Source organism: Amycolatopsis sp. cg5, assembly GCF_041346955.1.
Classification (GTDB): Bacteria; Actinomycetota; Actinomycetes; order Mycobacteriales; family Pseudonocardiaceae; genus Amycolatopsis.
Map to the genome: position 1 here is coordinate 1,722,728 of NZ_CP166849.1, position 25,670 is coordinate 1,748,397.

Consider the following 25,670-nt stretch of genomic DNA (forward strand, 5'->3'; position numbering starts at 1 on the left):
TGGTGCAACGCAAAGGCCCCGGTCGCGCGAGCGCGACCGGGGCCAGAAGCGGGCTGAAACCCTAGGCGGGCTTCATGTACTGCTCGTTCATGATGAGGAAGGCGCCGAGGCCGTGGAAGTCGTTGGTGTTGCGGGCGCGGCCGTAGTAGTAGGCCGTGTCGCCGACGTTGGTGCCTTCGCAGATGTCGGTGATGTTGGTGAGCCCGTCCGAGCCGACCTTCACCTTCTGCAGCACGCCGGCGTATCCCTTGTCCGACACCGCTTTGTACGACGCGTCCAGGTATCCGCGCTCGACGCCGCGGGAGATCATGAACGTGTACATCGACGACGCCGAGGTTTCGAGCCAGTTCTTCGAGTCGCTGCCGCGGTCGACGATCTGGTACCACCGGCCGGTCGCCGGGTCCTGGTACTTCTTGAAGCCGTCGGCGAGGAACTTGACGACCTCGAGGAGGCCGGCGCGCCGGGGGTGGCCAGCGGGCAGGATCTCGAGCAGGTCGATCGCGGTCATCGCGGTCCAGCCGATGGCGCGGGCCCAGTGGTACTTCGAGTGGTGGCCCGCTCCTGACGCCCACGACTCGGAGCCGTCCTCGTCGTAAGCGTGGTACAGCAAGCCCTTCGCGGGCTCCTTGAGGTGTGTGAAGTAGACGATGACGTTCTTGGCGGACTCTTCGTAGCAGTAGGTCGCGTCGTTGAACGTCTTGCCGTACAGCGCGAGGAACGGCTGTGCCATGTAGACACCGTCGGCCCACAACTGGCCGACCTTGCTGGTGGCGTGCCACATGCCGCCGTCGCTGGTGCGCTTGTAGCCGGGGAACTTCTTGCGCAGCTGGTCGGCCGCCGTCTTGTACTTCTGCTTGCCGGTCTCGGTGTAGAGCAGCGGCAGCATCTGGCAGGAGCGCATCGCGTCCAGGTTGGTGAAGCTGTTGGAGATGCCGTCCTCTTTGATGAACCGGTCGTACCAGGCGACGATGTAGTCGAGGTACTTCTTCTCGCCGGTCCGCTTGTGGAACAGGTACTGACCGTAAAGGTACAGACCACGCGTGTAGCCCCAGCCGCCGAGATTGGCGGGGGTGTAGCGCTTCATCGTGGAGTCGATGACCGCGCGTGACCAGTCGGACGGGGCCGCGTCCGTCCCGATGGGCGAGAGCACCTCGTCCGCCCATGCGGCCGTCCCGGGAAGCGCGAGCGCGCCAAAGGCGCCCATCGCCGTCGTGAGCATCGACCGGCGCGAGAGGCGTGGTTGATCTTCGGACATTCGTTGTCCTCCTGCTGCAAGGAAGGGCCGGGTGACGCGGCGCAGAATTTTCAAGGGTGGCCGGGATGCCGATCCGCCGTCCGTCGGCATCCCGACCAGTCCTTGGGGGCGAGCTGTGTCGCCCTGGTGCGAGTGACTCAGCTCGTGTGCGTCACTTGCATGAGATACGTCTACTCGGGTGAACGGTCGATCGTCAAGAAGAGATCAGATGTCTTGGGTCATATATCAGATATTTAACCCGTACGGCCGCATACTTTGGTACACCTGTGACAAGGTCGGCGCTCAGTGGTCTGACCTAAGTATTGACCCGCGGGCGCGCGTCGGGTACACCACCGGTTGATCAGACCAGTGGAGGTCGTGGATGTCAGGCAGACGTTCCATCCTGCGCAGGGCGGCCGTCGCGGTGACCGCGATGGTGACCGCCTGCGCGCTCGCCGGAGCCGCGCCCGCGGCCGCCGAGCTGCAGAACCCGCGCCAGCAATGGCTTCGTGACGGCCAAGCCGGGCTGTTCCTCCATTGGGGAATGCGCACGTCGCCGGGCTACACGAGTTGCACGGCCTGGGAGAAAGCGGTTACCGACGGTGGCTGGTCGCCCACGTATTGGGTCAACGAAGCCAAGAAGTTGCATGCGCAGTACATCGTTTTGGCTTCGTTCCACAGCAAAATGGGCTACTCGAAGGCATGGCCGTCGAGCATCCCCGGCAGTTGTGCCACTAAGCGGGACTTCCTCGGCGAGCTGATCGCGGCGGCGAAGCCGCAGGGTCTCAAGGTCATCAACTACATGACCGACGACCCGCAGTGGCACGCCGAGGGCGGCCACGAGTGGCTCGACTCCGCGGCGTATTCGAAGTACAAGGGCAAAACCGTCGATCTGACCACTCGGGACGGTTTCGGGCAGTACAGCTACGACAGCTTCCTCGAGGTCATGCAGCGGTATCCGGACCTCGGCGGCTTCTGGATCGACAACGACAACGCGTACTGGGAGACGCACGGACTGTACGAGAAGATCCGTGCGGACCGGCCGAACTACCTGCTCAGCAACAACAACGAAGACACGCCGATCATGGACACGATCAGCAACGAGCAGAAGACCGGCATGACGCCGTCCTACGACTATCCACAAGCGACTTACACGGCTCAGCCGCGCCTCACCGAGGCCTGCTTCAAGCTGCCGACCGGCGGCGCATGGTGGTACAGCGGCACGGACTCCACTGTGGACTACAAGCTCACGCTGGGCCGGTTCGTCACGAACTCGGGCTCCTCGATCAAGTCGCTGATGGCCGAGACCGCGATGGTGAACGGCAAGTTCCCGGCCAAGCAGGAAGCCTTCAACAATTTCGCCAATGGCTACCTCAAGGACATCTGGGAGTCGATCGGCGGCACCGAGGGCGGCGGCTACTCGAGCGGCGGCCTCAAGCCCGGCTTCTGGAACGACGGTGCCCACGGAGTCACCACGATCAGCCGGTCCACTGAGGACGATCAGTACATCCACGTGCTGACCAAGCCGTCGACGAGCACGCTCAAGGTGCGCGACAACGGCTACCGCGTCAAGAAGGTCACCAACCTGCGCACGGGTGAGGCGATCGCCTTCAGTCAGGGCGGCGGCAGTCTCACGCTGACCGGACTGTCCGGTTGGGACCCGTACGACACCGTCTTCAAGGTCGAGACCGCGGGCCGCGCCGGTGTCTACGACCCCGCCACGGTGACCGAGAAGGCCAACGGGAAGGCCGCGGCGGCGATCGGCGACGGCAGCTATCTGTCCTATTGGGACAACGGCAAGACACTGCCGGTCAATGTGGACTTCGACCTCGGCTCCGCGAAGAAGATCCAGTACGTCGGGCTCAACCAGCGCGAGGACTCGGTCAGCTACGCGAAGTCCGACACCGAGCAGTCCGCGCGGATCAAGGACTACAAGGTCTACGTGTCCGGCGACGGCCAGAACTGGGGGAGCGCGGTCAAGACCGGCCAGCTCGCCAGCCACCGCGGCGTCGCCTTCATCGACCTGACGAGCGTGACCAGCCGCTATGTGCGTGTCCAGGTGACGAGCACGTGGTCGGCGTCGAGCGACACCAAGCACTACAAGAAACTGGGGATCGACGAAGCCTGGATCGGCTCGTCCTACGCGACGGCGGCATCATGAAACTCGTACGGAGATTGGCCGTCCTCGCGGCGGCCATGACGACGCTGCTCGGCGTCGTCACCACCACCCAGCAGGCCTCGGCCGAGCTGTTCAACCCGCGTCAGGACTGGCTGCGTGACGCCTCGGGCGGGCTGTTCCTGCACTGGGGCATGCGCACCGCGCCGGGCTTCCGCGACGGCGCGTCGTGGGAGAAGGCGATCACCGACGGTGGCTGGAAGGCGGACTACTGGGTCGACGAGGCGCAGAAGCTCAACGCCAAGTACCTGGTGCTCGCCTCGTTCCACAGCAGGCTCGGCTACGGCCGCGCGTGGCCGTCGAAGATCCCCGGCAGCGCGCACACCGAGCGCGACTTCCTGCGCGAGACGATCGACGCGGCCAAGGCCAAGGGCCTGCACGTCATCCTCTACATGACCGACGACCCCCAGTGGCACGCCGAAGGCGGCTGGGAGCAGCTCGACTCGGCCGCGTACTCGGCGTACAAGGGCAAGAACGTCGACCTCACCACGCGCGACGGCTTCGGCGAGTACAGCTACGACAACATCGTCGAGGTCATGCAGAACTACCCGGATCTGTCCGGGTTCTGGATCGACAACGACAACGCCTACTGGGAGCGCAACAAGCTCTACGAGCGCATCCGCGCCGAGCGGCCGAACTTCCTGCTCAGCAACAACAACGAAGACACGCCGATCATGGACACGATCAGCAACGAGCAGAAGGTCGGCATGACGCCGGCGTACGACTATCCACAAGCGACCTACACCCCGGCGCCGCGGCTGACCGAGGCCTGCTTCAAGCTGCCGGACAAGGGCTCCTGGTGGTACACGGGGTCGGACTACGACGTCAGCGCGCAGCTCAACCTCGGCCGCTACATCACCAACACCGGCTCGTCGATCAAGTCGCTGATGGCCGAGACCGCGATGATCAACGGCCGGTTCCCGGCCAAGCAGGAGGCGTACAACAACTGGTTCGCCCAGACGATCGCGCCGATCAAGGAGTCGATCGACGGCACCGAGGGCGGCGGCTACCTGTACGGCGGGCTGCAGCCGGGCTTCTGGAACGACGGCGCGCACGGCGTGACCACGGTCAAGAAGGACCGGCCGAGCCAGCAGTACGTCCACGTGCTGACCGCGCCGGCGACCGGGAACACGCTCAAGGTCCGCGACAACGGCTATCTGGTCGGCCGGGTGAGCGATCTGCGCACCGGCAAGCCGCTGCGGTTCAGCCAGCGTGACGGCACGCTCACGGTCGACGGGATCACCTGGGACGCCAACGACACGGTGCTCAAGGTCCAGACGCTCGGTGGCCGGCTGTTCGACTGGCCTCGGCAGCTGGTGACCGCGACTGCCAGCACGGAGACCGCGACCGCGCCCGCCGCCAACCTGGTCGACGGGAACTTCCAGAACTTCTGGGACAACGGCGGCAAGCTGCCCGTTTCGCTGGACTTCAAGCTCCCAGCGAAGCTGCCGGTGTCCTCGGTCGCCGTCAACCAGCGCGAATGGTCGGTCAGCTACGCGCGCTCGGCGACCGAACAGTCCGCCCGCATCAAGGACTACACCGTTTCGGTGTCGGACGACGGTGTCTCTTGGACGGCGATCAAGACGGCCCAGCTGCCGAGCGCGCGCGGTGTCCAGTTCGTCGACTTCCCGCGCACCTGGACGAAGTTCGTCCGCGTCGAAGTGGCCAGCACCTGGGCGGCCGCGACCGCGCCGAAGTACTTCCAACAGCTCAAGATCGACGAAGTCCGCTTGAGCTTCTAAGCGGTCGTGAGTGGTATGGCCGGTTAGAACCGGCCATACCACTCACGACCCCCGGGATCGGGCGCGGAAAAGACCCGGAAATACCAGTTGAACGCCGTATTAGGCGGCCTGGAAATGATCAACCGAGTGTCGCCGGACGAGTCGGCGGAGTGACCTAAACCACACCGGGAGGGTGAGGTCGGTGGCTCAGTTCTCCCAGGACTCGGGGCTGAGCAGCAGGCCCATGTAGTACTCGTCGACGGCGATGCCGCCGTGGTCGATGGAGGCCGCCCGCAGGCCCTCCACCTGGAAGCCGGACGCGAGATAGAGGCCGATGGCCGAATGGTTGTACGTCATGACGGTCAGCTCGAGTCTTCGCAGGCCGAGACCTGCCCCGTATTGGGTGGCCTCGGCGAGCAAAGCCTTTCCGATGCCCTTGCCCTGCACGTCCGACGCGACGCCCATGACCACGTATCCGGTGCGCCTGCTGCGGGCGTACGGCAGTACGGCCACGTCGATATAGCCGACGAGTCCACCATCGTATTCGGCCAAAAGGACGAATGAGTAGTCGACACCGTCCGCGATCGCCTGGAGCCTGGCCCGCACCTCGGCGGGGTCGTCGGCCCGCTCGCCCCTGTCCAGCAACATGAACTCGCTCTCGTCGTCGAGAGCGAGTTGCAGCTTGAGCAGCGTGGCGGCGTCCCGCGGCTGGGCGGGACGGATCGTCAGCGAGGGTGGGCCCATCGAAAGTAGGTTAGCCGCACTGAGTGACATCTGTGGCCCTGGATCGTGTCAACAGTTGCGGACGCCGGTGGAACCGGACGTTCCAGGCGTCCGCGCTCATTTCGCCACGATTGTCCGGCAGGCAAATCGGATTTAGTGCCCACATTCGGTTTTTTACACTGAAGTGGCGAATTCAGGCGGCCAAGATAACGTTTTAATTGTGGGCATTTTTTCGCTTCCTAGGACCAGTGATCGGATTTAGGGTCTCCCGTTGTCCGCGCAGTCGTGGACGGTTCATGAAAGGGAGTCCCCGTGCGAAGAACCCTTACGATGTTGCTCGCGGTCGCGGTGGTGGGAGGGTTCGCCGCCGCGGCTCCGTCAGCCGCTGTTGCCCAAGGCCGGTCCGACATCCCCGAGTCGCACCCGGCATGGGCGACGCCCCAGGCCAAGGTCGCCGACGCCGCGCCCAGCGCGAAGCTGACCTTCCGGGTCTACCTCAACCTGCGTGACCAGGCCGCCGCCGAAGCCGCGGCGCGGTCCGTGTCCGAGCCCGGCAGCGCGTCCTACCGCAAGTACCTCAGCGCCGCGCAGGTCCGTGACCAGTTCGCGGCCTCCGACGCCACCGTCGGCTCGGTCAAGACCTGGCTCTCCGGCGCCGGGTTCGCCGTCGGCTCGGTCCCGTCGAACCGGGCCTACGTCGAGGCGACCGGCACCGCCGACCAGGTGCAGCAGGCGTTCGACATCAAGCTCGGCAAGTACGCGGTCAAGGGCCAGACGCTGCGTGCGGCCGACAAGAACCTGTCGGTGCCCGCCGCGCTCGCCAAGGACGTGCTCGGCGTGATCGGCGTCGACCAGGCGACCAACCTGTTCAAGCCGAACCACACCGACGGCCGTGACAAGCCGCAGGACGTCCCGCCCGGCCCCGGTTTCCGCAACGCCGCGCCGTGCAGCGCCTACTACGGCGAGAAGACCGACACCACCGACCCGGCCTACAACGGCAAGCAGCTCCCGTACGCGCCCTGCGGGTACACCCCGGCGCAGCTGCGGTCGGCCTACGGTCTCGACACGGCCGCGAAGCTCGGCGCGGACGGCCGCGGCACCACGATCGCGATCATCGACGCGTTCGCCTCGCCGACCATCTACGCCGACGCCAGCGAGTACGCCCGCCGCAACGACCCGGCGCATCCGCTGAAGCAGTCCCAGTTCTCGCAGAAGGTCTTCCCGGTCAACCCCGACCTCGAAGGACCGGACGGCTGCGACGCGGCCGGGTGGTACGGCGAGGAGACCCTCGACGTCGAGGCGGCGCACGGGCTCGCGCCCGGCGCGGACATCCTCTACGTCGGCGGCTCCGACTGCCAGGACCTCTCACTCGACATCGCGCTGAACTGGGTGGTCGCCGGCCAGAAGGCCGACATCATCTCGAACTCCTACGGCGACACCGGCGAGGACATCCCCGCCGACGAGGTGAAGGCGTTCAACCAGATCTCGCTGCAGGCCGTGCTCCAGGGCATCGGCGTGTACTTCTCGTCCGGCGACAACGGCGACGAGGTCGCCCGCCTCGGCACCCCGTCGCCCGACTTCTCCGCGTCGGCGCCGTGGATCACCGCGGTCGGCGGCACCAGCCTCGCGGTCGGCAAGGACGGCAAGCGGATCTTCGAGACCGGCTGGGAGACCGGCAAGAGCACGCTGACCAACGGCGCGTACACGCCCGCGTTCCCCGGCGCGTACACCAGCGGTTCGGGTGGTGGCACCAGCCGCCTGTTCGAGCAGCCGTTCTACCAGAAGGGCGTCGTCCCCGACGCGCTGTCCACGCAGAACCAGACCGGCGGCAAGAAGGGCCGGGTCGTCCCGGACATCTCGGCCGTCGGTGACCCGAACACCGGTTTCCTGGTCGGCCAGACGCAGACCTTCCCCGAAGGCGCGCACTACGACCAGTACCGCATCGGCGGCACCAGCCTCGCGTCGCCGGTGTTCGCGGGCGTGATGGCGGTGGCGGACAGCCTGACGCACTTCCACCACGGGTTCATCAACCCGATGATCTACAAGGTGACCTCGCGGACCTCCGCGATCAGCGACACCAAGCACGTCGACGGCGCGGTCGCCCGTGTCGACTACGTCAACGGTGTCGACGCCTCCGACGGCCTCGTGCGTTCCGCGCGGCTGCTCGACTATCCCAACCTGACGATCCACACGACCGGCGGCTACGACAACGTGACCGGGCTCGGCACGCCGAACGGCCTGCTGTTCCTGTTCCTCGTCTGACCTGCCCAGGCCCCGGTAAGGTCGGCTCGTGATCGAGCTGACCTTCCGGGGCCGTCGTGTGGCCGCCGACCGCGCGCTGGTCATGGCGATCGTCAACCGCACCCCGGACTCCTTCTACGACAAGGGCGCCACCTTCTCCGACGAGACCGCGCTCGCGGCGGTCGGCCGCGCGGTCGACGAGGGCGCCGACATCATCGACATCGGGGGCGTGAAGGCGGGTCCCGGCGCCGACGTGGACGTCGACGAGGAACTCCGCCGCGTCGTCCCGTTCGTCGCGGAGATCCGCGCCCGGTTCCCCGGCGTGGTGATCAGCGTCGACACCTGGCGCCACGAGGTCGGCCGGAAGGCCTGCGAGGTCGGCGCCGACCTGATCAACGACACCTGGGCGGGCGCCGACCCGAAGCTCGCCGAGATCGCCGCCGAGTTCGGCGCGGGCTACGTCTGCTCGCACACCGGGCACGCCGTCCCGCGCACCCGGCCGTTCCGGGTGCACTACCCGGACATCGTCGCCGATGTCATCGAAGAGACCACCCGGCACGCCGAGGCGCTCGTCGGGCTGGGCGTGCCGCGCGAGGGGATCCTGATCGACCCTACGCACGACTTCGGGAAGAACACCTGGCACAGCCTGGCCTTGCTACGCCACGCCAAGGAGCTGGTCGCGACCGGCTGGCCGGTGTTGATGGCACTGTCCAACAAGGACTTCGTCGGGGAGACGCTCGGGGTCGAACTGGCCGAACGCGTCGACGGCACTTTGGCGTCCACCGCGCTCGCGGCGGCCGACGGGTGCGCGGTGTTCCGCGTGCACGAGGTGCGCCGGACGCGGCAGGTGCTGGAAATGGTCGCCGCGATCCACGGCGACCGGCCACCGGCGCGTACCGTCCGCGGCCTCGCCTGACACCTGGGGGATCCCATGCCGACCGCGCTCATTCCGGTGCCGTCCCGCGACTCCGACCCGTCCGAGGTCGCGGTCAGCTGGCGCGTGCTCACCGACGCCGGGCACCGCGTCGTCTTCGCGACGCCGGACGGAGCCAAGGCGAGCTGTGACGAGCTGATGGTGACCGGCGAGGGCCTCGACCTCTGGGGCGCCGTTCCGGCGCTGCGCCGTTTTCCCTTGCTGGGCCGCGTACTGCGTGCCGACCCGGTCGCCAGGTCCGCTCACGCCGCGCTGGTGGACGATCCGGCGTGGAACTCGCCGATCCGGTGGCCGGAGATCGACATCGCGGCCGTCGACGGGCTGCTGCTGCCCGGCGGGCATCGCGCCCGCGGCATGCGCGAGTACCTGGAGAGCCCGGTACTGCGGGCGGCCGTCGTGGCCGCGTTCCGGCGCGGGCTCCCGGTCGCCGCGGTCTGTCACGGCGTGCTGCTCGCCGCGCGCAGTGTCGACCCGGAAACCGGTCGGTCCGTGCTGCACGGCCGGAAGACGACGGCGCTGACCTGGGCGCTGGAGCGCAAGGCCTGGCAGGTCGCCAGGGTGACCCGCTTCTGGGACCGCGACTACTACCGCACCTACCGCGAGGAGCCAGGCCAGCCCGACGGGTACATGTCGGTTCAGCAGGAGGTCACCAGGGCGCTCGCCGCCCCGTCGGACTTCCTCGACACGGCGGACCCCGTCCAGCGCAGCGGCCGCGTCCGTGATCGTCTCGATGACGAGCGCCCCGCCTTCGTCGTCGAAGACGGCCAGTACGTCTCCGCGCGCTGGCCGGGCGACGTCCACACCTTCGCGAAGCGGTTCGCCGCGAAACTCCAGGCCTGAGCCGTTCACGACCCCAGCGGGATCGCGGCGAGGACGCTGGTCCCGGCCTTGGCCGCGCTGTGCACGATCAGCTCCCCGTCGAGCGCGCGCACCCGGTCGCGCAGGTTGCTCAGGCCGGTGCCGTCGACGTTCAGCTCCGCGCAGCCGACACCGTCGTCGGTGACCTCCAGCCGCAGCACCTCGCCGTCGACGACCACCTCGATCGAAACTCGCGACGCCCGCGCGTGCTTGAGAGTGTTCGTCAGCGCTTCCGAAACGACGAAGTAGGCGGTCAGCTCGACCGGGTCGGGCAGCCGGGGTATCTCGCCGAGGTGCAGCTGGATGATCAACGGAACCCGCTCGGCCAGCGAACGGATGGCGGGCATCAGGCCGTCCTCGGTCAGGATGCGCGGCCGGATTCCTCTGGCGAGCTCACGGAGTTCGGTGATCGCGACCTGCAACTCGGTGGCGGTCGAGGTGAGCACCTCGTCGAGTTCCGGGGTGAGCGACCCGTCGAACCGCTGGCGCGCCATCCGCACGCTGAGCAGCACACTCACCAGCCGCTGCTGCGCGCCGTCGTGCAGGTCGCGTTCGACCCGCCGTCGTTCGTTGTCACTGGCCGACACGATCCGCGCCCGCGATTCACGGACCTCGGCGAGCTGCTTCTCCAGCTCCGCGGCGAGGCGCTGGTTGTCGCGCACCAGCCCGGCCGCTGCGGTCAGCGCGTCGTACGAATGGCTGTCCTGCCAGACGGCGTCGTCCTTGACGAGCGCGGTCAGCCTGCCCTCGTCGCGGTCGGCGAGCAGCCTGGCCAGCTCGGCCGACCCGACGCGGGCCCGCAGCACCCCGAGCAGGAAGGCCAGCGGCCACAGGCAGAACGTGATCCGGTAGAGGTTCTGGACGGCCGGACCGGCCGGGCCGAGCGGACCGAACAGGCCACCGACCGCGGACGTGATGGCGCCGATCAGCGCGATCGCCAGCACCGGGGTGAGCAGCTTGCGCTGCGGCAGCTTGCCGGTCGCCCAGCGGTAGATCAGCACCACGACCACGCCGGCCGCGATGAGCGTGCCGATCACGGTCAGGGCCTGCTGGAACACCAGCGCCACGCCGTCGTCCGAGGTGATCAGCAGCAGGTTCGGCTCGCGTGGCGGGGTGAGGCCCCGTGAGTCGTTGAAGAGCATGATCGCCAGCGCGCACCCGAAGGCGACGACGTAGGTGCTGACCACGAGCAGGCGTTCCCAGCGCGACTTGAGCGTCCCGTCGGGGAACGCCAGCACCAGATGCACGACCGCCGGGCTCGAAGCGCTGGTGAACAGCATGCCGATGGTGAACAGGACCGGGTTGGTCGAGAGCTTGAAGTCCTCGGTGAAGAACAGCAGCCCGACCAGCGTCATCAGCAGCCCGATGCGGTTCGACGGCCGCCTCGCGTACGCCGTCGCGCCCGCGCCGAGATAGAGGAACCCCGTGGTCGTCGACAGCGCCGTGTCGAGCGCCGAATGGTTGGGGTCGCTGGTCTTGATGATCACCGCGAGGAAGCCGAGCGTCACCCCGAAGGCGAGGGTGGCGGCGACCACGACGCCGTGCGATCGCTCTCGACCCCCGCTCCCCGGCACCCGCGGAGTTTAGGGTGTGTCCTGGGGATCTTGCACGCGCTAGCCGCGCCCAGGTGGCCGCCGGGAAACGGGGCGTGCGCCTCAGTGGTTGAGAAGGCCTATCAAGAGGCGTTGGAACATCGCTATCTTTGGCACGAGTTCGGTGATGTCTCACTATTGCTGAACCAGTGAGCGCTGCCCTTGTCAAGAGAACTCGATGATTTTCTCGCGATGCGGATGACCGTGCACTCGACTGCATGACCGTGCGAGTCTCGCGCCGTGCGTAAGAACCGAACTCGACTGCTGACCACCACACTCGCCGCATTGGCGCTGTCGGCAGGCCTAAGCGCGTGTACGCGTGCGGACAGCGACCCCGCTCCCGCCGCCGCGAGCCAGAACACCGCCGCGGCCGAGGTCCGCATCGGGTACTTCCCGAACGTGACGCACGCACCCGCGCTGATCGGGGTGAAGAAGGACTTCTTCAAGAAGGAACTCGGCAGCACCAAGCTCACCACCCAGACCTTCAACGCGGGCCCCGACGAGGTCAACGCGCTGCTCGGCAACTCGCTCGACGTCGCGTTCATCGGCTCCGGCCCGGCCATCAACGCCTTCACCAAGTCCAAGGGCACCATTCAGCTCGTCTCGGGCGCGGTGTCCGGCGGCGCCCAGCTGGTCGTCAAGCCCGAGATCACCTCGGCCGACCAGCTCAAGGGCAAGACCGTCGCGACCCCGCAGCTCGGCAACACCCAGGACGTCGCGCTCAAGAAGTACCTGTCGGAGAACAAGCTGACCGACCAGGTCAAGATCACCAACCTGGACAACCCCAAGACGCTCGACGCGTTCAAGAAGGGCGAGGTCGACGGCGGCTGGCTGCCGGAGCCGTGGGCCTCGCGCCTGGTGCAGGACGCGGGCGCCAAGGTGCTCGTCGACGAGAAGGCGCTGTGGCCGGGTGGCCGGTTCCCGTCCACCGTCGTCATCGTGCGCAGTGAGTTCCTGCAGCAGCACCCGGACACCGTCCGCGCCATCATCAAGGGCGAGTCGGCCGCGATCGACTGGGCCGGCGCCAACCAGGCCGAGGCCAAGACCACGGTCAACGACGCGCTGAAGGAACTCGCGGGCAGCTCGCTGAGCGCGGCCGTGCTCGACCGCGCGTTCGGCAACATCGAGCTCGGCCTCGACCCCGTCTCGGGTCAGTTCGGCCAGCTCGCCAAGGACTCGGTGACCGCGGGCGTCGTCAAGACCGTCGCCGACCTCAAGGGCTTCGCCGACTTCGGTCCGCTCAACGAAGTGCTCAAGGCCGCTGGAAAACCCGCCGTGGAACCCGCCGGACTGACCAAGTAGGGGAGAACCACCGATGAGCGCGACACTCGCAAGCCTGCCCCAAACCGCTGCCGGCACCGCGGTCGAACTCACCGGTGTGCGCAAGGTCTTCGGCAAGTCCGGCCGCGCGGTCACCGCGCTCGACGGACTTGACCTGAAGGTCGCGCCCGGCGAGTTCGTCTGCCTGCTCGGCGCGTCCGGCTGTGGCAAGAGCACGTTGCTGAACCTGGTCGCCGGGCTCGACAAGCCGACCGAAGGCGCCATCAAGCTCACCACCTCGCGGCCGGCGGTGATGTTCCAGGAAGCCGCGCTCATGCCGTGGCTGACGGCCGCCCGCAACGTCGAGCTGCCGCTGCGCCTGGCCGGTTTCGGCCGCGCCGAGCGCAAGGAGAAGGCCGCCGAGCTGCTCGACCTCGTCCGGCTGGGCGGGGTCGGGTCGAAGCGCCCGCACGAGCTGTCCGGCGGCATGCGCCAGCGCGTCGCGCTCGCCAGGGCGCTGGCCGCGACGCTGCGGGTCGACGGCCAGCCGGAGCAGGCGCTGCTGCTGATGGACGAGCCGTTCGCCGCGCTCGACGCGATCACCCGCGACGTCATGCAGGGTGAGCTGCTGCGCGTCTACCGCAGCACCGGCACCGCCGTGCTGTTCGTGACCCACGACGTCCGCGAGGCCGTCCGCCTGGGTCAGCGCGTCGTCCTGCTCTCCTCGCGGCCCGGCCGGGTCGTGCAGGAGTGGGACACCCGGCTCGACGACGAGAGCCTCACCGACGAGATCACGGTCAGGCTCCGAGAGGTGATCAGCACCCATGCCGCAGCTTGACCGCTCCGCCGATCTTTCGGCGGTCGAGGCAGGCCTGGACGCGCTCGACACCCCGACCACCCAGCGCGGCGAGCGGACCGTGGTGCGGTTCGCCCGCACCGCGCTGCCGCCGCTGGTGGCGTTCGGGCTGTTCATCGCGCTCTGGCAGGCACTGTGGGCGGCGGCGATCTGGCCGGAGTTCCAGCTGCCCGCGCCGCTCGCGGTGTGGGACGAGTTCTGGAGCGGGGTGGCCGACGCCAAGGTCTTCGGCTACGTCTGGACGTCGGTGCACCGCGCGGTGCTCGGGTTCGCCGTCGCGGTGCTGATCGGCACGCCCCTCGGCCTGCTCGTGGCCAAGGTCCGCCTGGTCCGCGCGGCCATCGGCCCGCTGCTTTCGGGCCTGCAGAGCCTGCCTTCGGTCGCCTGGGTGCCCGCCGCGATCCTGTGGTTCGGCATCAACGACGCCGCGATCTACTTCGTCGTGCTGCTCGGCTCCGTGCCGTCCATCGCCAACGGCCTGGTCGGCGGCATCGACCAGATCCCGCCGATCCTGCCGAGGGTCGGCCAGGTGATGGGCGCCGGGAAGCTGGCTTCGGCGCGGCACATCCTGCTACCGGCCGCACTGCCCGGCTTCCTGGCCGGGCTGAAGCAGGGCTGGGCGTTCTCGTGGCGTTCGCTGATGGCCGCGGAACTCATCGCGCTGTCTCCGCAGCTGGGAATCGGGCTCGGCGCCTACCTGAACCAGGGTTCGTCGTTCAACGACATGCCGACGGTGATGGCCGCGATCTTCCTGATTTTGCTGGTCGGCGTCGGTATCGAGCTGATCGTGTTCCGGCCGATCGAGAAGGCGGTGCTCAGGTCCCGGGGACTTGGCGGATTCTAGTCACACTTACGGCACCGTAACTTACGGTGCCGTAACTTGGGTCCTGCCCCCACTGAGGAAGGACCCGCGATGGCCCTTGAGCCGACGACCCGCCTGATGCTCGACCTCGAATCGACGGTCGAGGAGAACCTGAACCGCCACCTGGTCTCGGCCAAGGAATGGATGCCGCACGAGTACGTCCCGTGGAGCGAGGGGCGCAACTTCGCCGACCTCGGCGGCGAGGCGTGGGACCCGGAGCAGTCGAAGGTCTCGCCGATCGCGCGGACCTCGCTCGAGGTCAACCTGCTGACCGAGGACAACCTGCCCAGCTACCACCGCGAGATCGAGCGCGCCTTCGGCCGCGACGGCGCCTGGGGCACCTGGGTGCACCGTTGGACCGCCGAGGAAGGCCGCCACGGCATCGCCATCCGCGACTACCTGCTGGTCACCAGGGCCGTCGACCCGGTCGAGCTGGAGCGCGCCCGCATGCAGGTCATGCAGACCGGCTACGACAGCGGCGACAAGCCGTTGCTGCACGTCATGGCGTACGTGTCGTTCCAGGAACTCGCGACCCGCCTGTCCCACCGCAACACCGGCCGGTACACCGAGGACCCGTTCTGCGAGAAGCTCCTCGCGCGCGTCGCGACGGACGAGAACCTGCACATGGTCTTCTACCGCAACCTGGTGACGGCTTCGCTGCAGCTTCAGCCCGACGAGATGATGCGCGCGATCACCGACGAGGTCGTCGGCTTCGCGATGCCGGGGCACATCATCCCGAGCTTCGTGCGCAAGGCCGCGCTGATCGCCAAGGCGGGCATCTACGACCTGCGCATCCACCACGACGACGTGATCTGGCCGCTTTTGCGCCACTGGAAGGTCTTCGAGCTCGAAGGCCTCGGCGAGGTCGGCGAGACCGCGCGCGACGAGCTCGCCAAGTTCCTCGAGAACCTCGACGCGCAGGCCACCCGCTTCGAAGACCGCCGCGCCACGATGCTGGAGCGCGAAGCCGCCCGAAGGTCGTGAGTGGTACGGCCGGTTCTAACCGGTCAAAACACTCACGACCCCGTACCCCGAGAGTCGGCACGCGTACCTGACGAGTCGGCACGCCCGCCGGTCCGGCCGGGGTCGGCGCGAGTGGAAGGTTTGCTCCGTTCGATGCAGAAATTCTTCCACTCGCTCGAGCACGTTCCCCTAGGTACGTGACAAGGGCCGCCCTTGCAACGCTCTGGGTGACAAGGGGCGCCCTTGTCACCCACCCAGCACACACAAGCCACGTTCATTCCCTTGAGCGTGACAAAAGCCCCGTTCGTGCGGTTCCCGAAGCCGCCCGCCGCGCGCGAAGCTAGCCGAAGGTGACCGGGACCGCGGTGACCGCGCTGACGAAGGGGCCGCGCCGTTCGCGGGTGGCTCCGTCCGGGTGTGGCGTGATTTCGTCCACCCTGTCGAACAGTGAGGTGAAGCAGATCTCGGCCTCCAGCCGGGCGAGCGTGGCGCCGAGGCAGTAGCGCAGGCCCTGCCCGAACGACAGGTGGCGGTTGCCGGTGCGGGTGATGTCGAACCGCGTCGGGTCGTCGAAGTACTCGGGGTCGCGGTTGGCGGCGGCGAGCACGAGGTAGAGGTGCTGGTCCGCGTCGATCTCCTGGCCGTGGATCACGACCGGTTCCTTCGAGAACCGCGTGGTGAGCGAGGCCGGGCCGTCGACGCGCAGCATCTCCTCGATGGCGCCGGGCAGCAGCGTCATGTCCGCGCGGAGCGCCTTCAGCTGATCCGGGTGCCGCAGCAGCAGGTTCAGGCCCGCGCTGATCAGGCCGCCGGTGGTCTCGTGCCCGGCGAACAGCAGCAGCACGCAGTTGGCCAGTATCTCGTCTTCGCTGACGATGTCGCCCTTGTCGTGCGCGGCGACCAGGAGGCTGATCAGGTCTTCGCGGGGCTGTCGACGCCGGTCCGCGACGACCTCGCGGAGGTAGTCCGACATCTCGACGATGCTCTGCTGGCTTTCGAGGAGCTTGGGCACGTCGATCTGGCTGAACACCGCGGTGATGTCACGCGACCAGCGCGGCAGCAGGTCGCGGTCCTTTTCGGGGATGCCGAGCATTTCGGCCATCACGCGCGCGGGCAGCGGATAAGCCAGGTCGTCGACGATTTCGCAGCCGCCGCGCGGGATCAGCTCGTCCAGCAGCTCGTCGGTGATCTCCTGGACGCGCGGGCGCAGCGCCGCCATCAGCTCGCGGGACATGAAGTACCGCTTGATCACCCGTTGCATCCGCTTGTGGGCGGTCGGATCGGTGCCACCCATCCACAGGTTGATCGAGTCGCGCAACGGCTTCAGCCGCAGCCGATCCGCTTCGGGGAGCCGGTCGATCAGCTCGGTCATGCTGCCCGAACCCAGCCGGGGATCGCGGAGCGCGGCGGCGATGTTGGCGTAGCGGGTGATCGCCCACGAGTTCAGCTCCGGGCTCCAGTGGACCGGTTCTTCCGTGCGCAGCCGGTCGAGCGCGGGATACATGTCAGTGGAGGTGAAGTCCAGAAGAGGCACGACTTCACCGTCGCAGCCCGTGGAACGCCAGGACAAGGGCCATCCGGCCAGACATCCAGACGGGATAAAGCCCGCTTTACTCCCGGGAGTAAAGCGGGCTTTATCCCCGACCTTTGAATAAGGGGAGCGTCAGCGGCCGGTGCGGCGGGAGCCCGCGCGGGTGCCCGACGAGAACGCCGCCGCGCCGCCGCGGCGAGCGGGTGCGCCGCCGCCGGACTGGCCACGGCCCTTCGCCTGGCCCTGGCCGGAACCGGCCGCGGTGCCACGACGCGAAGGCTGGCCGGACGAGGAACCGCGAGCCGCCTGGCCCGAAGAGGCGCCACGCGAAGACTGACCGGCCGCGCCACCGCGCCGGGACTCGCCCTGCGCGCCGCCGCCGGAGCCGCCGCGGCGAGGCTGGCCACCGCGACGCGGCTGGTCCTGCGACTGCGGCTGACCGGCGCGACCACGGCCGCGGCCAGGTGCGCCGCCACGGCGTGGCTTCTTTTCGTCCTTCTCGGGCAGTGCCTTGCCGCTGGCCGAGACCTGCTTGGGCATGGTCCGGTTCGTCGCCTGCTTGACGGTGGCGAACTTGCGCTCGCCGGGCGCGAGCTCCGCGAGCAGCGGGTGACCGGGGCCGAGCTGCGTGGTGGTCGGCTTGATGCCCGCCTTGCGCGCGAGGTCGCGGACGTCGGCGACCTGCTCGTCGGTCATCAGCGTGATGACCGTGCCGCTGGCGCCCGCGCGGGCGGTGCGGCCGGAGCGGTGCAGGTACGCCTTGTGCTCGACGGGCGGGTCGTGGTGGATGACCAGCGTGACGTCGTCGACGTGGATGCCGCGCGCCGCGATGTCGGTGGCGACCAGCGTCTTCGCCGTGCCGTCGGTGAACGCGGCGAGGTTGCGGGTGCGGGCGTTCTGGCCGAGGTTGCCGTGCAGCTCGACGGCCGAGACACCGTTCGCGTTGAGCTTGCGGGTGAGCGCCTTCGCGCGGTGCTTGGTGCGGGTGAACACCAGCGTGCGGCCGGGCGCGGCGGTCAGGTCGACCAGCACCGGGAACCGGTGGGTCTCCTCGACGTGCAGCACGTGGTGGGTCATCGCGTCGACCGGCGACTGGGCCGAGTCGACGCTGTGCGTGACCGGGTCGTTCATGAAGCGCTTGACCAGCACGTCGACGCCGGCATCGAGCGTCGCGGAGAACAGCAGGCGCTGGCCGCGCGGCGGCGTCTGGTCGAGCAGGCGGCGCACGGCGGGCAGGAAGCCGAGGTCGGCCATGTGGTCGGCCTCGTCGAGCACGGTGATGTCGATGTTGTCGAGCTTCGCGTTGCCGCTCTGCATGTGGTCGAGCAAACGGCCGGGGCAGGCGACGACGATGTCGACGCCGTCACGCAGCGCGGTGATCTGCGGGTTCGGGCTGACGCCGCCGAAGATCGTGGTGACCTTGAGCTGCAGCGCCTTCGCCAGCGGGGCGATGGACGCCTCGATCTGGGTGACCAGCTCGCGGGTCGGCGCGAGGATCAGCGCGCGCGGGCGGAACGGCTTGCGCCGCGTCGGGCCCTGGGACAGGCGGGCGAGCACGGGCAGCACGAAGGCGTAGGTCTTGCCGGAGCCGGTGCGGCCGCGGCCGAGCACGTCGCGGCCTTCGAGCGAGTGCGGCAGCGTGGCCGCCTGGATCGGGAACGGGGTGTCGATGCCCTGGGCGGACAGCGCGGTGACCAGCGTCGTGGGCAGGCCGAGTTCAGCGAATGCGTTCATAGGGTTTTCGGGCGCTCTCGCACCCTGGGTCTCCATAAGTCGAGAAGGGTTGTCCTGCCCGGCGCAGACCGTCGGAGTGGTGCTCGTCGGCCGCGGCGCGTGGTAGTCGACAACGAAACACGGCCCGAGGCAGAACGGAGCGGACCGTGTGATCAGTATAAAGCATCCGATCGTGACAGGTATGTGACCTTGCTTGCCGTGCTAAGTTACTGCCCAGTAATCGAGCGTGGGAGTTAAATGCGATGTTGCTGAACCCGAATGGCTACGACCCGCAGCGGTTCGACCCGGAAACGCGGCGCCTGCTGCGCGCGACCATCGACTGGTTCGAGTCGCGCGGCAAGCGCAAGCTCGTCGCGGACTACCACGACAAGACCTTCTACGCGGACTTCCTGGAGTTCGCAGGCAAGGAAGGCCTGTTCTCGACCTTCTTCACGCCCGCGGCCAACGCCGACGGCAACCCCGACAAGCGCTGGGACACCAGCCGCGTCGCGGAGCTCTCGGAGATCCTCGGCTTCTACGGCCTGAACTACTGGTACCCGATGCAGGTGACCGTGCTCGGCCTCGGCCCGGTGTGGCAGAGCGGCAACGAGGTCGCCCGCAAGCGCGCGGCGGAAGCGTTGCAGGCCGGGGGAGTGGCGGCGTTCGGACTGTCCGAAAAGGAGCATGGCGCCGACATCTATTCGTCGGATCTGGTGCTCACGCCGGACGGCGACGGCGGCTACCGGGCCAACGGCTCGAAGTACTACATCGGCAACGGCAACTGCGCGGGCACCGTTTCGGTGTTCGGCCGCATCGACGGCGTCGAGGGCCAGGACCAGTACGTCTTCTTCTACGCCGACTCGAATCACCCGAACTACCACGTGGTCAAGAACGTGGTGCCGTCGCAGATGTACGTCGCCGAGTTCCGGCTCGACGACTACTCGGTGCACGCCGAGGACATCCTGCACACCGGCGCCGACGCGTTCAGCGCGGCGCTGAACACGGTCAACATCGGCAAGTTCAACCTGTGCTTCGGCGGCATCGGCATGGCGACGCACTCGCTGTACGAAGCCATCACGCACGCGCACAACCGGGTGCTGTACGGCAAGCCGGTCACCGATTTCCCCCACGTGCGCAGGGAATTCGTCGACGCGTACGCGCGGCTGACGGCGATGAAGCTGTTCTCCGACCGCGCCGTCGACTACTTCCGCACCGCGAGCCCCGACGACCGCCGGTACCTGCTGTTCAACCCGATCACCAAGATGAAGGTGACCACCGAGGCGCAGAAGGTCATCGGCCTGGTCGCGGATGTGGTGGCGGCCAAGGGTTTCGAGGCTGACACGTACCTCGCGATGGCCAAGAACGACATCGACGGCCTGCCCAAGCTGGAGGGCACGGTCGCGGTGAACCTGGCGCTGATCGCCAAGTTCATGCCCGCGTACCTGTTCGCGCCCGAGTCCTACGAACCGGTTCCGACGCGTTCGGACGCTACGGACGACGAGTTCCTGTTCCGCCAGGGCCCGGCGCGCGGCCTGTCGAAGGTCCGGTTCCACGACTGGCGCGAGGCGTACACCAAGGCGTCGGCCATCCCGAACGTCGCCAGGTTCGCCGAGCAGGCCGAGGCGCTGGTCGGCATCCTCACCCAGGCCACGCCGGACGAGGCGCAGCAGGCCGACCTCGACTTCGGCCTCGCGCTGACCGAGCTGTTCACGCTGGTCGTGTACGGGCAGCTGATCCTGGAGCAGGCCGAGCTGGTGGGTCTCGACGCCGCTGTGGTCGACCAGATCTTCGCGACCTTCGTGCAGGACTTCAGCGCGGCCGCGGTCGAGTTGCACGGCAAGTCCAGCTCGACGGACAAGCAGCAGGAGCTCGCGCTCGCCGCGATCCGCAAGCCGGTCGTGGACGCCGAGCGCTTCGAGTCGGTCTGGGCGCGCGTGCGCGACCTGTCCGGCGCCTACGAGATGAACGCCTAGAAAGCGGTCGTGAGTGGTATGGCCGGTTAGAACCGGCCGTGCCACTCACGACCCCCGCGACCCTTGGCGGGATGAACTCCGAAGATCGCGCGGCAGCGTTGCTGTGGGAGGCCTGGCAGGCGGGGAATCGGCTCGAGGCGCTGCCGGAGGACGTGCGCCCCGCCGACGCGGCGCAGGCGATGGCCGTGCAGGACAAGCTCGCCGAGCTCGTTGGGCCGCACTACGGCTGGAAGATCGCGGCGACGACGCCGCTGGGACAGGCGCACATCGGCGTCGACGGGCCGTTTCCCGGCCGGTTGTTCACCCGTTTCCGTCATGACGAGGGCGAGCCGGTGCCCGCGGACAGTCTCACCATGGCCGTCGCGGAGGCCGAGTTCGCCTTCCGCATGCGCGAGGATTTGGTGCCAGGCAAGGAATACGGCCTCGACGAGGTGCTCGACGCCGTCGACTCGATGTTCCTCGCGCTGGAGATGCCGGATTCGCGGTACTTCGAGTACGCGAAGGTCGGTCTGGTGCATTTGCTCGCCGACGCCGCGTGCAGCTCACGGTTCGTCGTCGGCCGGGACGTGCCGGGCTGGCGTGACGTCGACCTGCCGTCGCAAGAGGTCGTGTTGCGTTTGGACGGTGCGGAGTTCGCGCGTGGCACGGGCGCGCAGGTGCTCGGCGACCCGCGCGTCGCGCTGCACTGGCTGGTCGGCGACCTGCACCGCTACGGCCACCCGCTCCGCGCGGGCGACGTCGTCACGACGGGCACCGCGACCAAACCTTGCCCGACCGCGCCCGGCGCCCACGTCGTCGCCGACTTCGGGGACCTGGGCAAGGTCGAGGCAAGCTTCGTTTAGGACCGGGATAAAGCCCGCTTTACTCCCGGGGATAAAGCGGGCTTTACTCCGCGAAGTAAAGGTCGAGGCAAGCTTCGTTTAGGACCGGGATAAAGCCCGCTTTACTCCCGGGGATAAAGCGGGCTTTACTCCGCGAAGTAAAGCCCGCTTTATCCAGGTTCTACTTGCCGTAGCCCGCCTTGCGGAGTGCGTCGGCGAGTGAGCCGCCCTGGGGCGCGCGGTCGCGGTTGCCGCCGCCACGGCCCTGCTGCTGGCCGCCGCGACGCTGCTGGCCGCCCTGACGCTGACCGCCGCCTTGGCCGCCGCTGCGGCGGTCCTGCGGCTGCGACTGGCCGGGCTCGTCGTCGAGCCGCAGCGTCAGCGAGATGCGCTTGCGGGGGATGTCGACCTCGAGGACCTTGACCTTCACGATGTCGCCGGGCTTGACGACCTCGCGCGGGTCCTTCACGAAGTTCTTCGACAGCGCCGAGACGTGCGCGAGGCCGTCCTGGTGCACGCCGACGTCGATGAACGCGCCGAACGCGGCCACGTTCGTGACGACACCTTCGAGCCGCATGCCCGGCTTGAGGTCCGAGATCTTCTCGACGCCGTCCGCGAAGACCGCGGTCTTGAACGCCGGGCGCGGGTCGCGGCCCGGCTTGTCGAGCTCGGCCAGGATGTCGGTGACCGTCGGCAGACCGAACGTCTCGTCGACGAACTCCTGCGGCTTCAGCGACTGCAGCTCACGCGTGTTGCCGATCAGCGCGCGGATGTCCTTGCCGGTGGTGGTCAGGATCCGCCGGACGACCGGGTACGCCTCGGGGTGCACCGAGGACGAGTCGAGCGGGTCGTCGCCGTCGGGGATGCGCAGGAAGCCGGCGCACTGCTCGAACGCCTTCGGGCCGAGCCGCGCGACCTCCTTCAGCGCGAGCCGCGAGCGGAACGGGCCGTTCTGGTCGCGGTGGCTGACGATGTTCTCCGCCAGGCCGGTCGTGATGCCCGAAACGCGGGTCAGCAGCGGCGCGGAGGCCGTGTTGACGTCCACGCCGACCGCGTTCACACAGTCTTCGACGACCGCGTCGAGCGAGCGCGAGAGCGAGACCTCGGACAGGTCGTGCTGGTACTGGCCGACGCCGATCGACTTCGGGTCGATCTTCACCAGCTCGGCCAGCGGGTCCTGCAGGCGCCGCGCGATCGAGACCGCGCCACGCAGCGAGACGTCCATGCCGGGCAGCTCCTGCGCGGCGAACGCCGACGCCGAGTACACCGACGCGCCGGCCTCCGACACGACCGCCTTGGTCAGCTTGAGGTCGGGGAACTTCTTGATCAGCTCACCGGCCAGCTTGTCGGTCTCGCGCGAGGCGGTGCCGTTGCCGATGGCGATCAGGTCGACCTTGTGCGTCGCGCACATCTTCGCGAGCGTGGCGAGCGATTCGTTCCACTTGTTCGCCGGGACGTGCGGGTAGATGACCCCGGTGTCGACCACCTTGCCGGTGTCGTCGACGACCGCGACCTTGACGCCGGTGCGGAAGCCGGGGTCGAGCCCCAGCGTCGCGCGGGTGCCCGCGGGCGCGGCGAGCAGCAGGTCGCGCAGGTTGGCGGCGAACACGCGCACGGCCTCGTCCTCGGCGGACTGGCGCAGCTTCATCCGCAGGTCGATGCCCAGGTGCACGAGGATCTTGGTGCGCCACGCCCAGCGGACGGTGTCGGTCAGCCACTTGTCGCCGGGGCGGCCCTTGGCGGCGATGCCGAACTTGTGCGCGATGCGGGTCTCGTAGTCGGACGGGCCGACGCGGGGCTCCTCGGAGGGCTCCTCCGGCTCGACGGTCAGGTCGAGCACTTCTTCCTTCTCGCCGCGGAACATCGCGAGGATCCGGTGCGACGGCATCTTGGTGAACGGCTCGTCGAACTCGAAGTAGTCGGAGAACTTGGCGCCCTCTTCGGCCTTGCCCTCGCGGACCTTCGAGGCGAGACGGCCCTGGCCCCACATCTTCTCGCGCAGCTCGCCGATCAGGTCGGCGTCTTCGGCGAAGCGCTCGACCAGGATCGAGCGGGCGCCGTCGAGCGCGGCCTGCGCGTCCGCGACGCCCTTGTCGGCGTCGACGAACACCGCGGCGGCAGCGTGCGGGTCGGTGTCCGGGTTGCCGAGCAGGCCGTCGGCCAGCGGCTCGAGCCCGGCCTCGCGGGCGATCATCGCCTTGGTGCGGCGCTTCGGCTTGTACGGCAGGTAGATGTCCTCCAGTCGCGACTTGGTGTCCGCGGCCATGATCTGCGCTTCGAGGGCCTCGTCGAGCTTGCCCTGGCTGCGGATCGATTCGAGCACCGCGACCCGGCGCTCGGCGAGTTCCCGCAGGTAGCGGAGCCGCTCCTCCAGCGTGCGGAGCTGGGTGTCGTCCAGCATGCCGGTGGCTTCCTTGCGGTACCGCGCGATGAACGGCACGGTCGATCCGCCGTCGAGGAGGTCGACGGCCGCCTTGACCTGCCCCTCGCGTACACCGAGTTCCTCGGCGATCTTCTGCTCGACCGTCTGCAAAGCCACTGCCACGCTCCTGATCCGCATCGGTGTTCCGGCTCGCCATTCTGCCGTTGTCGGGTTCCCGACATTCGGATGGCCCCTCTCCGACACCTCCTTGACCGATCAGATTGGTCTAGTCCATTTTGAGTGCACCACCCCGTCGCTGTGGAGGTCCGCTGTGCTCAAAATGAAACACGCGCTCGTAGCCTTGTTCTCCTCACTAGCGCTCTGCCTGGGGTTGACGCTGGCGCTCACCGGCAACGCCTCGGCGGCCAACCTGCTGACCAACCCCGGCTTCGAGGTCGGCTCGCTGAGCGGCTGGTCCTGCACCGGCGGCGCGAGCCTGGTGAGCAGCCCGGTGCACAGCGGATCGGGCGCGCTCACCGCGGCGCCCGCGGGCCAGGACAAGGCCCAGTGCTCCCAGACGGTCGCGGTCAAGGCGAGCACGGACTACACGCTCAGCGCCTGGGTGCAGGGCTCGTACACCTACCTCGGCGTCACCGGCACCGGCACGACCGACACCAGCACCTGGACGCCCACCACCGGCTCGTGGACGCAGCTCTCGCTGAAGTTCAAGACGGGCTCGGCGACCGCGAGCGTCACCATCTACCTGCACGGCTGGTACGGCCAGCCCGCGTACTTCGCGGACGACGTCAACCTCGACGGTCCCGGCGGCACCCCGACCACCACGCCGACCACGCCCACCACCTCGTCGCCCACCACTTCGACGAGCAACCCGCCGACGACGACCACGACCAGCAACCCGCCGGGTGACGGCACGCTCCCGAAGCACGTGCTCACCGGGTACTGGCACAACTTCGACAACGGCGCCAAGGCGTTGAAGATCGCCGACGTCCCGAAGTCCTACAACATCATCGCCGTGTCCTTCGCGGACGCGACCACGACGCCGGGCGCGGTCAGCTTCACCCTCGACCCCGGCTTGGCGAGCAAACTCGGCGGCTACACCGACGCCCAGTTCAAGGCCGACATCAAGACCGTGCAGGCCCGTGGCCAGAAGGTCATCATCTCGGTCGGCGGCCAGAACGGCACGATCAGCGTCGGCGACTCCAACTCGGCCACCAACTTCGCGAACAGCATCAAGTCGCTGATCTCGGCTTACGGCTTCGACGGCGTCGACATCGACCTCGAGAACGGCGTCAACAGCACCTACATGGGCCAGGCGCTGCGCAGCATCTACAACGGCGGCGGCAAGATCATCACGATGGCGCCGCAGACGATCGACATGCAGTCGACCGGCGCCGAGTACTTCAAGCTGGCGCTGAACATCAAGGACATCCTGACGATCGTCAACATGCAGTACTACAACAGCGGCGCGATGCTCGGCTGCGACCAGAAGGTGTACTCGCAGGGCTCGATCGACTTCCTGACCTCGCTGGCCTGCATCCAGCTCCAGGGCGGCCTGCGCGCCGACCAGGTCGGGCTCGGCCTGCCGGCTTCGGGTTCGGCCGCGGGCGGCGGTTACCAGTCGCCGTCGAACGTCAACGCGGCGCTGAACTGCCTGGCCAAGGGCACGGGCTGCGGTGGCTTCAAGCCGTCGACGACGTACCCGACGATCAGGGGCGCGATGACCTGGTCGATCAACTGGGACGCCTCGAACGGCTACGCGTTCGCCAACTCGGTGAGCGCGAACCTGGCCACGCTGCCTTGATTTCCGGGCCGGACGCCGCCTGCGAGGG

Annotated in this window: 18 protein-coding genes; 12 read left to right on the forward strand and 6 right to left on the reverse strand. The window is 68.1% G+C overall.

All coding sequences use genetic code 11. The annotated features are described in order from the left end of the window. Positions 1-61: 61 nt before the first annotated feature. A complete protein-coding gene (locus AB5J62_RS07925; RefSeq protein WP_370947476.1) occupies positions 62-1,255 on the reverse strand; it encodes a glycoside hydrolase family 105 protein in 1,194 nt (397 codons plus the stop codon). 361 nt (positions 1,256-1,616) lie between these two features. Between AB5J62_RS07925 and AB5J62_RS07930 the strand changes: the two genes are divergently transcribed. Beyond that, positions 1,617-3,395, forward strand: a complete 1,779-nt coding sequence (locus AB5J62_RS07930; protein WP_370947477.1) for an alpha-L-fucosidase — start codon at positions 1,617-1,619, stop codon at positions 3,393-3,395. Continuing rightward, positions 3,392-5,152, forward strand: a complete 1,761-nt coding sequence (locus tag AB5J62_RS07935) for an alpha-L-fucosidase (RefSeq protein WP_370947478.1) — start codon at positions 3,392-3,394, stop codon at positions 5,150-5,152. Before AB5J62_RS07930 ends, AB5J62_RS07935 begins: the two co-directional genes overlap by 4 nt. A gap of 186 nt (positions 5,153-5,338) precedes the next feature. Here AB5J62_RS07935 and AB5J62_RS07940 read toward each other — a convergent pair whose 3' ends face one another. Beyond that, positions 5,339-5,875: an N-acetyltransferase family protein gene (locus tag AB5J62_RS07940; RefSeq protein ID WP_370947479.1), complete on the reverse strand. Its 537-nt coding sequence runs from the start codon at positions 5,873-5,875 to the stop codon at positions 5,339-5,341. A gap of 291 nt (positions 5,876-6,166) precedes the next feature. Between AB5J62_RS07940 and AB5J62_RS07945 the strand changes: the two genes are divergently transcribed. The 3 genes from AB5J62_RS07945 to AB5J62_RS07955 are packed head-to-tail and all read left to right on the forward strand — an operon-like array spanning position 6,167 to position 9,869. Further along, positions 6,167-8,116: a protease pro-enzyme activation domain-containing protein gene (locus AB5J62_RS07945; RefSeq protein WP_370947481.1), complete on the forward strand. Its 1,950-nt coding sequence runs from the start codon at positions 6,167-6,169 to the stop codon at positions 8,114-8,116. A 28-nt stretch (positions 8,117-8,144) separates the two neighbouring features. Continuing rightward, complete coding sequence (folP, locus tag AB5J62_RS07950; protein ID WP_370947482.1) at positions 8,145-9,011, forward strand: dihydropteroate synthase; 867 nt, start codon at positions 8,145-8,147, stop codon at positions 9,009-9,011. A 15-nt stretch (positions 9,012-9,026) separates the two neighbouring features. Continuing rightward, the gene (locus AB5J62_RS07955; RefSeq protein WP_370947483.1) at positions 9,027-9,869 is read left to right on the forward strand and encodes a type 1 glutamine amidotransferase domain-containing protein; all 843 of its coding nucleotides are present in this window, start codon (positions 9,027-9,029) and stop codon (positions 9,867-9,869) included. 5 nt (positions 9,870-9,874) lie between these two features. Here the strand turns inward: AB5J62_RS07955 and AB5J62_RS07960 are convergent, their stop codons facing one another. Then, the gene (locus AB5J62_RS07960; RefSeq protein WP_370947484.1) at positions 9,875-11,461 is read right to left on the reverse strand and encodes a sensor histidine kinase; all 1,587 of its coding nucleotides are present in this window, start codon (positions 11,459-11,461) and stop codon (positions 9,875-9,877) included. A 258-nt stretch (positions 11,462-11,719) separates the two neighbouring features. Between AB5J62_RS07960 and AB5J62_RS07965 the strand changes: the two genes are divergently transcribed. From AB5J62_RS07965 to AB5J62_RS07980, 4 genes are all read left to right on the forward strand, one after another. Continuing rightward, the gene (locus AB5J62_RS07965) at positions 11,720-12,781 is read left to right on the forward strand and encodes an ABC transporter substrate-binding protein (protein WP_370947485.1); all 1,062 of its coding nucleotides are present in this window, start codon (positions 11,720-11,722) and stop codon (positions 12,779-12,781) included. 13 nt (positions 12,782-12,794) lie between these two features. Further along, a complete protein-coding gene (locus tag AB5J62_RS07970) occupies positions 12,795-13,577 on the forward strand; it encodes an ABC transporter ATP-binding protein (RefSeq protein ID WP_370947486.1) in 783 nt (260 codons plus the stop codon). Then, positions 13,564-14,439 carry an ABC transporter permease gene (locus tag AB5J62_RS07975; RefSeq protein WP_370947487.1) on the forward strand — a complete coding sequence of 292 codons (876 nt, stop codon included), beginning with the start codon at positions 13,564-13,566 and terminating at the stop codon, positions 14,437-14,439. Before AB5J62_RS07970 ends, AB5J62_RS07975 begins: the two co-directional genes overlap by 14 nt. A gap of 69 nt (positions 14,440-14,508) precedes the next feature. Continuing rightward, positions 14,509-15,441: an acyl-ACP desaturase gene (locus tag AB5J62_RS07980; RefSeq protein WP_370947488.1), complete on the forward strand. Its 933-nt coding sequence runs from the start codon at positions 14,509-14,511 to the stop codon at positions 15,439-15,441. 319 nt (positions 15,442-15,760) lie between these two features. On the opposite strand, the gene AB5J62_RS07985 is transcribed toward AB5J62_RS07980, so the two are convergent. Both AB5J62_RS07985 and AB5J62_RS07990 read right to left on the reverse strand, forming a co-directional pair. After that, a complete protein-coding gene (locus tag AB5J62_RS07985; protein ID WP_370947490.1) occupies positions 15,761-16,954 on the reverse strand; it encodes a cytochrome P450 in 1,194 nt (397 codons plus the stop codon). 129 nt (positions 16,955-17,083) lie between these two features. Then, positions 17,084-18,685: a DEAD/DEAH box helicase gene (locus AB5J62_RS07990; protein ID WP_370947491.1), complete on the reverse strand. Its 1,602-nt coding sequence runs from the start codon at positions 18,683-18,685 to the stop codon at positions 17,084-17,086. A 242-nt stretch (positions 18,686-18,927) separates the two neighbouring features. Between AB5J62_RS07990 and AB5J62_RS07995 the strand changes: the two genes are divergently transcribed. Further along, entirely contained in the window at positions 18,928-20,637 is a 1,710-nt protein-coding gene (locus tag AB5J62_RS07995) for an acyl-CoA dehydrogenase (protein ID WP_370947492.1), read from the forward strand. A gap of 71 nt (positions 20,638-20,708) precedes the next feature. Beyond that, positions 20,709-21,479 carry a 2-keto-4-pentenoate hydratase gene (locus AB5J62_RS08000; RefSeq protein WP_370947493.1) on the forward strand — a complete coding sequence of 257 codons (771 nt, stop codon included), beginning with the start codon at positions 20,709-20,711 and terminating at the stop codon, positions 21,477-21,479. Between the two features lie 160 nt (positions 21,480-21,639). Here AB5J62_RS08000 and AB5J62_RS08005 read toward each other — a convergent pair whose 3' ends face one another. Beyond that, the gene (locus AB5J62_RS08005; protein ID WP_370947494.1) at positions 21,640-24,018 is read right to left on the reverse strand and encodes a Tex family protein; all 2,379 of its coding nucleotides are present in this window, start codon (positions 24,016-24,018) and stop codon (positions 21,640-21,642) included. Between the two features lie 142 nt (positions 24,019-24,160). Here AB5J62_RS08005 and AB5J62_RS08010 point away from each other — a divergent pair, with 142 nt between their 5' ends. Continuing rightward, on the forward strand, positions 24,161-25,642 hold the full coding sequence (locus tag AB5J62_RS08010; RefSeq protein WP_370950205.1) for a chitinase: 1,482 nt from the start codon (positions 24,161-24,163) through the stop codon (positions 25,640-25,642). The last annotated feature ends 28 nt before the right edge of the window (positions 25,643-25,670 follow it).